Here is a 14,709-nt window from a genome sequence, read left to right on the forward strand (position 1 = left end):
TAATATAAGTGATATTTTAAAACGTGCTTATAGGAATTTATGGAAGAGCAGTCATTTCATAATGCCATAATATTGAAGCACAGACTTTATATAAAATAATAAATTAGACAGAGGGCATATTGAGGGCACATAAACCGAAGTCTGCCCCATAGCCATTTGGGCTAAACAGTGTTTATAGATTAGAAAGGGTGAATCGCTTGATACGAATGAGTGTATTGGCGAGTGGTAGTACTGGAAATGCCACTTATGTGGAAAGTGATAAAGGAAGTATACTTGTCGACGCAGGTTTGACAGGTAAGAAAATGGAAGAACTATTTGGACAGATTGATAAACAAATTAAAGATTTAAACGGTATATTAGTTACACATGAACATTCTGATCATATTAAAGGTTTAGGTGTGTTAGCTCGTAAATACGGCTTACCGATTTATGCCAATGAGAAAACATGGACAGCTATTGAAAAGAAAGATAGTAAGATTCCAATGGATCAAAAATTCATTTTCAATCCATATGATACGAAATCTATAGCTGGATTTGATATAGAATCATTTAATGTATCGCATGATGCGATTGATCCTCAATTCTATATTTTCCATAATAACTATAAGAAATTCACAATTATTACAGACACAGGCTACGTTTCAGATCGCATGAAAGGTATGATTCAAGGTAGTGATGCCTTTATATTTGAAAGTAATCACGATGTGGATATGTTACGCATGTGCGCTTATCCGTGGAAAACCAAACAGCGTATCTTGAGTGATATGGGCCACGTTTCCAATGAAGATGCAGCACACGCAATGACAGACGTCATCACAGGTAGCACTAAACGCATTTACCTGTCGCATCTATCACAAGATAACAACATGAAAGATCTTGCTCGCATGAGTGTGGGACAAGTCCTAAACGAACATGATATCGATACAGAACGTGACATATTGCTGTGTGATACAGACAAAGCCAAAGCAACACCTATATATACTTTATAAAGACGCTTTACCTCTCTGAGGTACAGCGTCTTTTAATGTCATAACAGCAATATTATATCGAAAATTAACGTAGCACTTGGGCATGTGTGGGCGTTCAATGTATTACATTCAGCAAACCAGAACCATCGATAACTATAATATCAAGATTAGAGCTTTTGAAGGCGATGTTAGGCAGACTTATAAAGATGTATTGGATCGTGTGCATTATGCAAGTGTAGTGAGCGGTTGTAAACTGATGAATCATTTAACTTATCTAATATATAATTCATCATTGAACATACCCTAGTGTATTTAAAGGTTGATTGTTAGCTACAAAAAAGAGAACAGTGAAAATTTTATTAGGTATACAAACCGAGGTCTTAATTTAGAAATGGAATATACAGTTAGGGGATAAATAATCATCAGTGGATAACTTGAGGATTTTCAAGCGTTATCAGCATATATTTGTAAAAGGAATGTAAAATTTGTGAATAAGTATGTAAGACGACCTTCAAGTTATCCACGGTTTTGTGCACGGTTATCCAGAGATGTGCACAATTCACAGGTAAATACCCACATTATACACAGAGTTATCCACATAATAGTGACTTATTAACGAATTTTTGTGAATAAAGCGTAATTTATATTAATTTTTAGTATGCAATCTTGTTATAATAAGAGGGAACAGTGTGAATAAGTTGATAACTTGTGGATAACTATAATAACTTATTACATTTATAAACATGGAGGCTCATAATGAAAATTACAATACTCACAGTAGGTAAATTAAAAGAAAAGTACTGGAAACAAGCAATTGCAGAATATGAAAAGAGACTAGGTGCATACTCCAAAATTGAAATAATTGAAGTACCAGATGAAAAGGCACCAGAAAATATGAGTGACAAAGAGGTTGAACAAGTTAAGGACAAAGAAGGACAACGTTTATTAGCAAAAGTAAAACCACAATCCACAGTCATTACTTTAGAAATTAAAGGGCATATGTTGACTTCAGAAGGATTAGCCAAAGAACTGGAAGGACGCATGACTAGAGGACAAAGTGACTTCACCTTTATTATTGGTGGATCCAACGGCTTACATAAAGATGTGCTAGACCGTAGCGATTATGCATTATCCTTCAGTAAAATGACTTTCCCACACCAAATGATGCGTGTCGTGTTGATAGAGCAGATCTACCGTGCGTTTAAGATTATGCGAGGAGAAGCATATCATAAATGATGCGGTTTTTTCTTGAAAAAGTTAATCAGACATTAGAGTCCTTTAATTTATTTGGAAAGCAGAAGTGATTAACAATGTCAAGTGAAATAGTTAGTGCAGTAATTGGAGCTATATGGGCTTTTATTATTAATAAAATTTCATATAATAAAAAAATTAAAGGTTATCGAAAAGTTTTTATGTCGCCTTATAAAATGGAATTATTAAAATTACCTACTTATTTAGAAAGAGCAACTTATATAGTGGATTATCGTGGAGAAATATCAATGGATAAGAAACTAGAGGCATACATATCACAGTTGTTAGAAGAATCGGAAAATTTAGAAGGGTTAAATATTAAAAAACATATCATATGAAAGTGAACTTAGGACGAGAGTCTATTGCTAAATTAAAATTTTAAAATAACTAACTTAAAGACTGCGAACAATCTTTAAGTTAGTTTAAAAATAATTAATTTAAGAAAAATTATCTGCTTTTTGTGATCGTAGCCATCTGTAATAATCTTTTGCTAGTAGTTGATAAACAGTGTCATAAAAATCTCTATTATTGCTAAACATTTTAGAGTATGCAGATTCTCCTTGATTATATTGATCAATCAAGAAATCTTGGAATTGTTGTTGGAATAAACTACTCGCAAACATTTCTTCGCTGTTGTTTTGAGCCATGTTTACAAGTTTCGCATCTGTATTGTTCATCAATGTTTCTCGCAGATGTTTAACGAGCACTTTGTCACCTTGAGTAAAATCATCTGGGAATCGTTCATTGATTTTTTGTATAATTTCATTTAAAGAATCGTATTCTTCTTCAGGTCCAACAGTTGCATTCACTTCTGAAGGATGAGCCAATTGCCCACTTTCCATATCTTCATTGACAAGTTCTATATCTCCTCTGAAATCTTCTTGCAATTTATAATACTCTAGCTTAACTTTGTCTTCGATATCGATATAATTGCGTTGTTTTTTAGGAATAAATTTTAATAAGAAACCAGTAAAAATATTTTCTTCTAGTAACTCTTTGTCGAAAGTACGATCAATTTGGGCGATATAGTTATACCATTTGTTGAAGTTCCTTAGTGTAACTCTGAAATCGTATTGAACATCTTCTGGAAGATCACTGTATCTACTAATAACGGGGCGTAACACGCTACTCAATCGACCAAGTAATTGATCATTTTGCTTTTGTTTTGCTTGACGATTTAATTTCATTACTGTTTGAATGTCATCATCATCGTATATATGGAATTTACGGAGTTTACTCTGTGTATCATAAATTAAATTAATATTAATTTCTTCTTTTAGAGAAGTTGCTTCGTAAAAAGGTTGGAATGCTTCATATATTTCTTCTGCTGTATTTATAAAATCAAGAACAAAAGTATCTGTTTTTCCAGGCATAGTACGATTGAGGCGAGACAATGTTTGGACTGCCTTTACTCCGCGTAATCTCTTATCGACAAACATTGTATGAAGTAAAGGTTCGTCAAATCCCGTTTGGTATTTTTCTGCGACAATTAATAAATTAAAGTCTTCACTATGAAATGCTTCTTTCAGTTGATTTTCTTGTATGCGTTCTCCAGAATGCGTTAAGTTCATCTTCGGTTCTGTATATTCAATTCCATCATCTTCTACAGTACCTGAAAAAGCGACTAACACATCCATATCCGTGTATCCTTTTTCTTTGATGTACTTTTTGAACTCTTGCATATACCGTACGGCGTGGAGTCGTGAAGCTGTCACAATCATTGCCTTTCCTCTACCTTGGACTGCTTTTTGTGTCACTGATCTAAATTGTTCAATCATAATCTCGGCTTTTTGTCTAAGCACCCAAGGATGAAGAGATTGATATTTAGCGATAGCTCGAACTGCTTCTGTTTTTGGCAATTCCGGGTCTTCTTCAATCGATTTCGCAATTTTATAGGAAGTGTTGTATGTCATATAATTTTGTAAAACGTCTAGAATAAATCCTTCTTCAATGGCTTGTCTCATACTATAAATATGAAATGGATGATAGGACCCATCTGCTTGTTTTGTTCCAAACATTTCAATCGTTTTCTCTTTCGGTGTAGCTGTAAAAGCAAAAAAACTTAAGTTGTCGTGTTGACCTTGGGACAGTAATGTTTGAACAATTTGATCTTGGTCATCTAACGATTGATTTTCAACGCTTTCTTCAAATTCTTGGTATTCTTTTAAAGAAGCTTTTTTGTCTGCTAACGCATGTTTTAGTTTTTGTGCGCTATTCCCTGTTTGAGAAGAATGCGCTTCATCGACTAAAATAGCAAAACTTTTACCAGCTGTATTATCTATCTCATCATAAATTACTGGGAACTTCTGTAATGTAGTAATAATAATTTTCTTTTGGTCATTTATAGCTATTTTTAAATCTTGAGAAGTTTTATTATCTCCAATAGTTTCGACTTGCCCAGTGGTATGTTCGAAACTCATTAATGTATTTTGAAGTTGGCGATCTAAAACAGTACGGTCTGTAACAATAATGACCGATGAATAAATCGGCTGATCCTCGTCATTATGCAAGGAAGCAAGATGGTATGCCAACCAAGCAATACTATTAGACTTACCCGAACCAGCAGAATGTTGAATGAGATAATTCTTTCCAGGACCATAATGCTGAGTATCTGATACTAATTTTTTTACAACATCCAGTTGGTGATAACGTGGAAAAATCAGTAGTTTCTTTTTTTCTTCTAAATTCATAAATCGTTCAATAATATCCAATAACTGATGACTTGTGAGTACATTCTCCCATAAATAAGAAGTCGGATATCCATCAGGATTTGGCGGGTTCCCTGCGTCACCGACATGACCAGGACCGTTAGATCCCTGGTCAAAAGGAAGAAAGTAAGTTCTGTTTTTTGCAAGTTTTGTTGTCATCAACACATTAAAATGATCTACTGCGAAATATACTAGAAAACGAGTGTTAAATTGAAAAACCAATTCTCGTGGGTCTCTATCTTGTTCAAACTGTAATCTCGCATGTTCTACATTTTGACCTGTATATTGGTTCTTAAGTTCTAATGCAACAAGAGGAATCCCATTAATCATTAACACCATATCAATAGTGTTTCTATGCTGGTTACTATACTGAAATTGACGCACACATTGGAAACGATTGGCTCTATACTTTTTAATATTTTGTGTGTTCAAAGATGATGCGGGTTGGAAGTAAACAACTTTAAAAGAGACTCCACGATCTCTGATTCCTTTTCGGAGGACATGTAATATTCCGTGTGTTGTGATTTCTTCATTTAAGCGTTTTAGAAACTTCTGTTCTGCATCTGTACGGTAAATAGAAATATATCTTTTCCAATTTTTAGGTTGAGTTTCTTTTACAAATTCTAATAAAACTATTGAGTCAAGAGCGAGTCTTGCGTCGTAATGAGTATCTTGAAACCGTATAGAATCCCATCCCCCGTGATGAACCAGACTTGCTTCTATATCTTGTTCAAAGTTAATTTCTCTATTTTCAATCATAGACACCCCTCCTTACACTTCTTTTTTTCCTGTGACATATTCATAAATTAATGATTTTTTATAGTTCTCTAACTCTTCAATAACTTTTGTTTTATCCTCGATGAGTCTATCGATAGTGGTTACTTTATCGTCTAAATATTCAACGATTTGTTGTTGTTCTTCTATTGCTGGTACAGGTATTCTAATGCTTTCGATTTCACTTCCAACAATACTAGGAATAGCAGTTTGGGTTGAATAAACATCCCAGGGTAATGATATTAAGATATAATAGAGCCATTTTGGAAAAGCTCTATTTTCAAAAATATGTGTATAAAACATTGTATCAACTGTCCAAAAAGGTTGGTTAACTATTAATGGCTTTCCTATAGTACCCTTCCTACCGAACAATACAGACTCTCTATCATACAATTTTGTATTTGTATACTTAAATACTCCACCTGAACCAAATACGGGTATATGCCCACCATCGTTTTCAATCTCTTTACCATTCATCACTTTGGCGACAGTTTTAATTTGATTTAGTCCCCAGCGACTAGGAATAGCTCCAATCCACTCAACACCACTATCTTTCATTTCCACATTCGGGTCTATGCCTTTTGTCACCGATTCTGTGATGAGTGATTGTTTGTAATTTTTTAGTTCTTTGATGGATTGTTCGGTCTGATTTATTAATTTATTTACAACTTTTATGTCTTTTGCTAAACTCTTGACAATTAAGTCTTGAACTCTCCTAGGAGGTAGGGGAAGAAATAAACCAGCTAATTTATCCATAGGTATTCTCATTCTAATTGTATTCAATTTACCTGTAGATGACTCTCTCATCATTATTCCATTGCCTAAACCTAAAAGACTTCGTTGGAACTCTCTTGTTCGAAATAAATAATAGTAATAAGTTATATTAATTTCTTCCGAAGTTGTGTATAACGTATAATACACGGGACTAACAACACCCGTGTATCGAGATAGTCCTACTGCACCCGCTAATATATTCATACTGTTAATTACAATATCATTTGGATGAGCTACTTTATAGGCTGTTAGATCCGCCTTGGATTTATTTCCGCCACCAGTCTTTTCTGCATAAGGAAAGATTCCTCTTTCGACTGATAATGATAAAATATTATCAGTAACTATTGGATTATTCTTTTCTTTTCTTTCTTCAAGTGTATACTTTAGCTTTCTAATTTCCCAATCCTCTGGTATTTCCCCAATCCACTTAATTCCGCTATCCTTCATTTTCCTAGTCAACATTTTCCACATCCTTCCCTGATAGTGCTTGGAAGTTTGCGACAATTGATTCCTCTAATTTTTTGATGCGTTCAGCAATGACTTCTGATGGCTCTGGTGCTGTGTACTTATAGAAAAGTCGCGTGAAGGGAATTTCATAGCCAACCTTATCTTTTTTACGATCCACCCATGCGTCTGAACTAAACGGCAATACCTCACGTTCAAAATATTCATTTATATCTTCTGTTAGAGGAATATCTTCTGTATCTCTAAGGTTCGTGTCTACATTTTTGCTTCCATTCTTCTTATAAACGATATCTCCGTTTTCGTCTCGTTGAGGCCGTTCAATAGTGACTTGAGTAAAACCAAATGATTCATTATCAAATATTTTTGACTCTACTGTTCTGTCTCCTAGATAATATTCTTTATTATCAAATTCTCCATAAGCTTGCACAATCATTTCTCGACATGCTTCAGAAATATCTACGCGTTTTTCACCAATATTCTTATGGCGTTTTTCATACATATTGGACGCATCAATGAGTTGTACTTTCCCTTGACGTTCTGGAGATTTATCTTTAGTAATAATCCAAATATATGTTGAAATTCCTGTATTGTAGAATAAGTCGTTAGGAAGTTGGATTATGCCCTCTAACCAATCATTCTCAATTACATACTGACGAATTAAACTCTCGCCTCCACCAGGATTTCCAGAAAACAAGGCAGAACCGTTGTGAATAATTGCCATGCGTCCTGTTTCCTTTAACTTTGAAATACCATTGAGTTGAAACAGCAACTGTCCGTCACTAACCCGAGGCAATCCAACTCCAAAACGACCGAGTTCACCAAGTTCGTGTTCTACTTTTACTACTTTTTGGTCCTTTTTCCAATCGACACCAAATGGTGGGTTGGAGATACAGTAATCAAATGTAAATCCTTCAAACTGATCACTCGTTAATGTACTTCCAAGCGCCATGTTTTCAGGATCTCCACCACGAATCATTGTATCTGCTTTCGCAATCGCATAAGTTTCGGGGTTTAGCTCTTGACCAAATGTAGCTACCTCGGCAGTATCATTCATATCGTGAATACGTTCTGTCATTGCTGAGAGCATTTGAGAAGTTCCCATTGTCTGGTCGTAAACTGTTTTAAATACATGATCTTTAAACAAAGTATCTTTATCTTCGATGAGCAATAAATCAGTCATAAGATAAATAATATCTCTACTTGTAAAGTGCGCTCCTGCTTCTTCGTTGTAACTTTCTGAAAATTTTCGGACAAGCTCTTCGAACACGTATCCCATATCGGTGCTCGTCATCTTGTCTGGACCTAGATATGCATCTGCCTTGTTAAATTCTTGAATTACATAAAATAGCGCATCATTATCTGCCATTGTCGTAATTTCAACATCAAACTTAAAGTTATCGAGAATATCTTGCATGTTTTCAGAGAAACCGTTGAGATAAGCTCTAAAGTTCGATTCAATATTTGCTGGATCTGCGAGTAATGTTTCAAAAGTGTATAGGCTTGTATTGTAAAATGAATATCCTGAAGCATTCTTCAAAAAGTTTTCTCGCATCACGTCATTCATTGATTGGGTATTTTCTGCGGTTTTAAGAACTTCTTCTCGTGTTTTCAGTAATGTGTCATGGAGACGTTTAATGACTGTCATCGGTAAGATGACTTTTCCGTACTCATGTGGTTTATATAAACCTCTTAAAATGTTTGCGACGTTCCAAATAAGATTTGCTTGTTTTTGGACGTTGATTGATGTTTGGTGGTGTCTTTTATATTCATTCATTATGTATATCTCCTTTAGTAGATAAAAAGTTAAAGTTCTCTATTTCTATATTATCAGAGATTAAAATAAAAAAAACAGTAATAAGAGCATCCCTCACCGTAAAAGTGAAGGATGCTCTAGTTTTATTAGAATATAGTTTTCATTTTGATAGATAATGGCTAATAATTGTTTGTAAATCATTGTTAAGTACCGTTGTTATAGAATCATCATTCATAAAATCATCATAGATCTTATCAAGTATTTCTTCATTTTCAATTGCTGTGAAGTGATGTACTAGCCCTTTTAAGATTGAAGTATAATTTTGAGATGCTAAGCAACTAGCAACTGTTCGCCAACCTGATTGTGTAGTGTCATGGTTCATAGATAATCCTCCTTTTATTTCAATGTCCATTTTTGACGTGCTTTCGGATTAAGGGGGTGCATGATTTCATTGGTTGCTGGGTTCATGAGTTGTTTCACTTTCTTCTTATGTGGTTTCAACATTTCTAATACTTCATTAACACGTGCTTCAACAACGGGCTTTTTAGCGTAAGCACCCCATGCTAATATCACTTCATCTGATTCTTTCACTGCTTTCATAATTTGAATATTTGTATGATTATCATAAGCATTTTCTTCTAAATGTTTGAGATTGATAGGTGTTGTAATATTAGAGTATAGATTCACAAAATAGATGGACCCAAATGCATCCATTTCTGAAACTTTGTTCATAATGAGTTGGGTTGTTAGGTCAATATTGATAATGCCATCATAGTGCGGATACATCGTGATGATTGTAAGTGTTTGTTTTTCACTGTCCCATGTCTTTGTTAGTAAGTAGCGGTGAGTTCTCTTTTCGTCAAATATTGCAGTAGTGACAAGTGTATTTGTGATATTTTCCATTGATTTTATCTCCTTAATATTCATTTGGTAATAACATAATGTAATAAGAAAGGTCTACATCATCTTCACGGATAATGTAGACCTTATTGATATTGATAGGTTGATTGATATTTGCCTTTTGAGTTTTCACATACGCTGGTCGTTCTTGTTTGTGTTTGATATATAATTGATTGCGATGTGTATTGAACTGGAATATATGAAAATAATCTACTAAGGTATTATCTTTGGTTTGTTCTTGTTCTCGTTCAGATACGAGTTGCCATAATTGGTGTTGTAAGATATTAGGTAAGTTGTTGGCGATACCCCGGGTGATATATCTATTCATAAGAGACTTCCTTTCGTTCTGACTCTTTCATCCAAATGATGATTTCACTTAGTATTGTAATGACTAATTGTGTAATTTTGATGTATTTATGCATATTATTGTCCTCCTGTTAGTAAGTATCGTTGATCCAAAAGAGGCATGATAGTGTTGTGTAGGTATAAGAAATCCATATCGTGATTTTCGTCGATATAACCGATGGCTATGAGTTGTTTCTGATAGTAGAGAATGAAAGGATAGATATTACTTTCGTGAAGTGTGTCAGAGTAGTAGGTATTAGTCTGAAGTATTTTATTACTGAGTGGGCCAAGTCTTACATATTGATTGGGTAAGATATCATCAGCGATTTCCTCGATAGATTCGCAGTGCCACACTTCGTCCTTTGGCAGATTGAATAAGTTGGTTATATAGTGCTTGAGTTGTTGTTCTAGTGTCATTGTTATGACCTCCTAATGTATTGGATTGACGTATGCATGTGATACATCATTTTGATAATATAAGTTTGAAATACCATTTGTTTCGCCTAGAAATCCCACTGAAATACAGAAAAGATCCCAATCGAAAGTCGTGATAATTGTTGATATGACAAGGAAATCCCGTTATCCCGCTCATTTCTCGGGAAATATAGCTATATATTTATATATCATTTGGATTAATAGGTGTGGTTATGATTTACTTTTTTCTTTTTATATTATTTATTTATAAATAATAATGGGATTTTGGGATTACGCTTGCGTAATCCTTCTCTTACATGAAGTTAGCCAATCCCGTTACTATCCCACTTATATTTTGTTTTGGGATGTTCTTTCGTCATATCAATATAAGCTTCACATTGAGCCATGATTTGTTAGCGTGTTGAATATATTTGTTAGATGAGTGTTATTGAATGACGAAAGGACACTGAGAAAATAAGTTGAAATACATATAATTTAACTTTGACTAACTTTGACTTTTGGTGTAATATAAAGTGAAAGTCAAAGGAGTTGAAGCTAGTGGTAAGTTTTAGTAAATATGGTCATTATTCAGATGATGACTTGAAGTATGATATGAATGGTTCCATTGATGGTTATCATTTATATGATGGAATATACATTACTGATAGAGTTTGGTTTTACATGCAGGAAAAAGATATGGATTTTGAAGATGCTCTCAATGCATTAGGTTTGAATTATGATGAAGCTATTGCAGATGAGGAGGATATCCCAAAACTAGACGAAAAAAGACAGCGTCTGATGGACGATCCATACAGGTTTCCATTTGAATATGATGAAGATAAGTGATAGGCAAGGTGCATAAATGCATCTTGCTTTTTTTATTAGATTTTAAGGTAAAGAGTTTGAGGCAAAAACAAAGACGAAGTGCTGAGAAGCACTTCGTCGAGCTGAGTATTATTGAAAAGTTGTTTAATAATCTCATTATTGAGCTTGAGTGTGACATAGAATTGCTTTTTATGATTCTCATCTTTACGAATATCAATACGGTCAATAACCGTTAGGTACAAAGCTTTGAGCTGTGATTTATCCATGAATTCTATATTTTGAAATATTCGTTGTAATAGGGCAGCGATTTGTTTCGTATCATAAGATGGTTTCTCTTGATTTTGTTGTTGCTTAAGTTGATTGATTTGAGTTGTGATGTCATTGAGTTGTTTTTCATACTGATGAATCGTATTTTTAAGCACAGATGTTAAGTCTGGATTATCTTCAAGCGTTTTTATCAAGTTATCTAATTTGATTTGGACCTCATCATATTGTTGTTGCTTATATGCGATATCATGATTGAGTGCAGACGTATCAATTTGATGTTCTTGATTGACACGCTCAACGACTTGCTTGATAACCTTGTCGCTTTTAACAATTTCGAGTATTTGATCCATAACATATTTTTCAATTACATCGGCTCTGACACTATTCGCAGAACATACTTTTGACCCTTTATTACGAAAGTTACTACACGAATAGTAGCGAATGCGTTTTTTAGTACCATCTTTAAGTGTATTAACTGTTGTGCTCGCAGACATTGAAGCAGAACATTGGGGACACGAAATTAACCCAGTTAAAATATTTGTCCCTTTACCATGAACTTGTGGTTTTTTGCTGACTTGCTTCTTACGAGCTTGTACTTTATCCCACAGCTCTTGACTAATGATAGGGGAGTGCTTTCCATCAGCAATTACTGGATTATCATTTAATCCCTTACGACGTTTGTCATTCCAATCTTTGTATTTTGCAAATTGAATTTTACCAATATAGAACGGATTGGATAAGATATAGGTCACTGAACCAATACTGAATGGTTTATTTTTTTTAGTGACATAACCTTTATGGTTGAGTGCATTGGCAATTCTACGATATCCATGGCCTTTAGCATATGATTCAAAGATGTATTTAACGATATTGGCTTCATGTTGATTAATCATGAGTTCATGCTTATTATCTGGTATTTTCTCATAGCCTAATGGCAAATTGCCTTGATAATAGCCTTCTTGAGCGCGTCGGGTTTGACCCATGAATACATTTTCGACAATATTATTTCTTTCAAATTCTGAAAAACTCGCTAGAATTTGTAGCATCAGTTTACCACTGCTTGTATTAACTTCCATACGTTCAGATAAGCTGAAGAATTCGACATTTTGACGATGAAGGTCTTCAACAATTTTGAGTAAGTCAGAAGTGTTACGTGCTAGCCGGTTTGTTTTGTAGACCATAACAGAATCGATCTGGCCTTCGTTCGCATCTTTTAACAAACGTTGTAGTTCTGGTCGGTTCATAGATTTTCCAGAGATACCTCTATCCGCGTATACATCTACAACAGCAAAGTTATTGAAATCACAATATTCTCGAATTTGATTGATTTGTCCATCGATACTATATCCTTCAGTACTTTGCATTTCTGTTGATACACGGACATAGATACCGACACGTTTTTGTTTAAGTTGTTGCATATTTTTTCATCCTTTCTTGTTAGGCAATCGATGATTGCGAGGTTTGGTTCACAATATTCAATGGTTCATTTTTGAAATAGATCCCAACAAGGGCTTTGTTTTTAGTAATATGAATTTCATCAATATGGGGATACAGCATGTTTAACGTGAAACTTTGCTGTATCACATTTTGTAGTGATGTTTGTAACTGATTATCACTTATGGAGGATATGGTTTTGTGCTTTTGATTCATCGAATGAGTCTGTTTTCTGAATGATTCAGCATCAATCATACCTTTGGCAAGTTTATCTATCAGTTGTTCTTGAGTTAGCGTACTTTTAGCTTCTATCACTCTTTGTTTTTTGAGGCGTTGATGAATCGTATTATTAATTTTTGAATAGAGCTGTTGGTTTTGAAAGAAGTTCTGACATGTTGCTAAGACTTGAACTTCTAATTCTTGTGCATTTATCCCTTTGAATGAACAGACAAAGCGAGATTCATTCATATTTTTAGGACAAACATAATATCGCAATGTATGTTCTTTTTTTCTTATCGTCATATTTGTCAGCGTTGAGTCACAACAAGGACATTTGATCTTTTGTTTGAGTAAATTAGCAGAAGGCGTGCGCTGAACTTGTTTATTTACTCGTATTGCTTGAGCATCTTTATACACTGATTTACTGATAATAAATGGGAACATATTATCAAAGGTGCCGTATTTGTTATTCACACGTCCACAGTAATTAGGGTTCATAATAATGTTACGTACTTGATATGGTTTTCGGTTGATTAACTTATTATCTTTTTCCAAATATTGTGCAATCTTTTTGTAACCATACCCTTGAAGATAGTATTTGAATACTGCAGTCACCGTTTGTGCTTCTACTGGGTTGATTACAAATGTGCCTTTATAATAATGATATCCAAAAGGTGCATGTGTGGTAATCAGTTTACCTTGACGTGCTTTTTCTTTTATCCCGTTGCTTACTTGTTCACCAATATTATTTGACTCAAGTTCAGCTAATGAAATGAAGATATTGAGTTTTAGACGATCAAATGATTTGTTTAAGTCAAAATAGCCATCGTTAACACTCAAGATATCTACATTGTACTGCTGGCATAATTTAATTAATTTTAGCGCATTTTTCAAATTACGATGAAGTCGATTCAGACGATAACAACATAGTACGTCACATTGTCCTTGTTGAATCAGTTCAGTAATTTGCTGGTAACCGTTTCGCTTATCAGTGCGTCCTGATTGCTTATCGCTATAAAAGGTAATGTGTTGAATATTATGCTTTTCGGCTAATGCCTTGATGGTTTGTTTCTGGGCTGAGAGTGATTGTTGTTTGAGTGTACTTTGACGTAGATAACCTATTGCTTGTTTCATCCTGTTTCCTCCTTCCAAATTGATAATATATATTTATGAACGAATTTATATATAAGCCCAACACCAGTGAGGTGTTGGGCGTTATTATTAGTCATCAGAGTGATTGATTTCTTCAATCACTAAATCAGCGAGTAATGTGATTAATTCGTCCAATGAAAAGACCTCCGATTCTATAAAATATTTAAGGATTTGATAATATGATAAACAGTCATTCTGTCGTCTCTTGTACTTTTCACAAAGAAATTAGTGAGAGCTACCTCATTCATAAATTCAGGGTGCAATTTATAAAGTATCAAGAGCTTACGTTGTGTCTCAGTTAACGTATAGGATTCTATATCATAGTCATGATCAATATAGTTTACGACTAATTGTTGATTCTCTAATTCGACCAAAGAGCATAATGTGTATTGTGTTAATTTGAATTTAGTATTCATTTTAATTTCCTCCAAGTATTTGATTAAGTAAGCTACAACAGCCT

General features: G+C 34.2%; 14 protein-coding genes. 4 read left to right on the forward strand and 10 right to left on the reverse strand.

Annotated elements, in window-relative coordinates; all coding sequences use genetic code 11:
* Positions 1-188 precede the first annotated feature (188 nt).
* The 3 genes from QMO72_RS00135 (at position 189) to QMO72_RS00145 (ending at position 2,557) form a co-directional block, all read left to right on the forward strand.
* Positions 189-989, forward strand: a complete 801-nt coding sequence (locus tag QMO72_RS00135; RefSeq protein ID WP_101117797.1) for an MBL fold metallo-hydrolase — start codon at positions 189-191, stop codon at positions 987-989.
* A 735-nt stretch (positions 990-1,724) separates the two neighbouring features.
* Complete coding sequence (gene rlmH / locus QMO72_RS00140; protein WP_071331193.1) at positions 1,725-2,204, forward strand: 23S rRNA (pseudouridine(1915)-N(3))-methyltransferase RlmH; 480 nt, start codon at positions 1,725-1,727, stop codon at positions 2,202-2,204.
* Between the two features lie 74 nt (positions 2,205-2,278).
* Positions 2,279-2,557 carry a hypothetical protein gene (locus tag QMO72_RS00145; protein ID WP_241958357.1) on the forward strand — a complete coding sequence of 93 codons (279 nt, stop codon included), beginning with the start codon at positions 2,279-2,281 and terminating at the stop codon, positions 2,555-2,557.
* A 99-nt stretch (positions 2,558-2,656) separates the two neighbouring features.
* Here the strand turns inward: QMO72_RS00145 and QMO72_RS00150 are convergent, their stop codons facing one another.
* From QMO72_RS00150 to QMO72_RS00180, 7 genes are all read right to left on the reverse strand, one after another.
* The gene (locus tag QMO72_RS00150; protein WP_103266526.1) at positions 2,657-5,686 is read right to left on the reverse strand and encodes a type I restriction endonuclease subunit R; all 3,030 of its coding nucleotides are present in this window, start codon (positions 5,684-5,686) and stop codon (positions 2,657-2,659) included.
* A gap of 12 nt (positions 5,687-5,698) precedes the next feature.
* Positions 5,699-6,937 carry a restriction endonuclease subunit S gene (locus QMO72_RS00155; protein ID WP_103266527.1) on the reverse strand — a complete coding sequence of 413 codons (1,239 nt, stop codon included), beginning with the start codon at positions 6,935-6,937 and terminating at the stop codon, positions 5,699-5,701.
* Positions 6,927-8,714 (reverse strand): type I restriction-modification system subunit M, encoded by a 1,788-nt coding sequence (locus QMO72_RS00160; RefSeq protein ID WP_103266528.1) that lies wholly within the window; start codon positions 8,712-8,714, stop codon positions 6,927-6,929. The genes QMO72_RS00155 and QMO72_RS00160 overlap by 11 nt, the downstream gene beginning before the upstream one ends.
* Before the next feature lie 139 nt (positions 8,715-8,853).
* Positions 8,854-9,075: a hypothetical protein gene (locus QMO72_RS00165; RefSeq protein WP_103266530.1), complete on the reverse strand. Its 222-nt coding sequence runs from the start codon at positions 9,073-9,075 to the stop codon at positions 8,854-8,856.
* Between the two features lie 14 nt (positions 9,076-9,089).
* Positions 9,090-9,596, reverse strand: a complete 507-nt coding sequence (locus tag QMO72_RS00170) for a DUF1643 domain-containing protein (RefSeq protein ID WP_031797623.1) — start codon at positions 9,594-9,596, stop codon at positions 9,090-9,092.
* Between the two features lie 13 nt (positions 9,597-9,609).
* Entirely contained in the window at positions 9,610-9,921 is a 312-nt protein-coding gene (locus tag QMO72_RS00175) for a DUF960 family protein (protein WP_011302036.1), read from the reverse strand.
* Positions 9,922-10,016: 95 nt separating this feature from the next.
* On the reverse strand, positions 10,017-10,355 hold the full coding sequence (locus tag QMO72_RS00180) for an SAUGI family uracil-DNA glycosylase inhibitor (RefSeq protein WP_011302037.1): 339 nt from the start codon (positions 10,353-10,355) through the stop codon (positions 10,017-10,019).
* A gap of 555 nt (positions 10,356-10,910) precedes the next feature.
* Here QMO72_RS00180 and QMO72_RS00185 point away from each other — a divergent pair.
* The gene (locus QMO72_RS00185) at positions 10,911-11,198 is read left to right on the forward strand and encodes a hypothetical protein (protein WP_103266532.1); all 288 of its coding nucleotides are present in this window, start codon (positions 10,911-10,913) and stop codon (positions 11,196-11,198) included.
* A gap of 35 nt (positions 11,199-11,233) precedes the next feature.
* Here QMO72_RS00185 and ccrB read toward each other — a convergent pair whose 3' ends face one another.
* From ccrB to QMO72_RS00200, 3 genes are all read right to left on the reverse strand, one after another.
* Positions 11,234-12,862 carry a cassette chromosome recombinase CcrB gene (gene ccrB, locus QMO72_RS00190; RefSeq protein ID WP_103266533.1) on the reverse strand — a complete coding sequence of 543 codons (1,629 nt, stop codon included), beginning with the start codon at positions 12,860-12,862 and terminating at the stop codon, positions 11,234-11,236.
* A gap of 19 nt (positions 12,863-12,881) precedes the next feature.
* Entirely contained in the window at positions 12,882-14,231 is a 1,350-nt protein-coding gene (gene ccrA / locus QMO72_RS00195) for a cassette chromosome recombinase CcrA (protein WP_103266534.1), read from the reverse strand.
* Between the two features lie 170 nt (positions 14,232-14,401).
* Positions 14,402-14,665 (reverse strand): hypothetical protein, encoded by a 264-nt coding sequence (locus tag QMO72_RS00200; protein WP_047505043.1) that lies wholly within the window; start codon positions 14,663-14,665, stop codon positions 14,402-14,404.
* Positions 14,666-14,709: the final 44 nt, after the last annotated feature.

Origin of the sequence: Staphylococcus casei, from assembly GCF_030294405.1 — a bacterium.
Taxonomy (GTDB): Bacteria; Bacillota; Bacilli; order Staphylococcales; family Staphylococcaceae; genus Staphylococcus; species Staphylococcus succinus.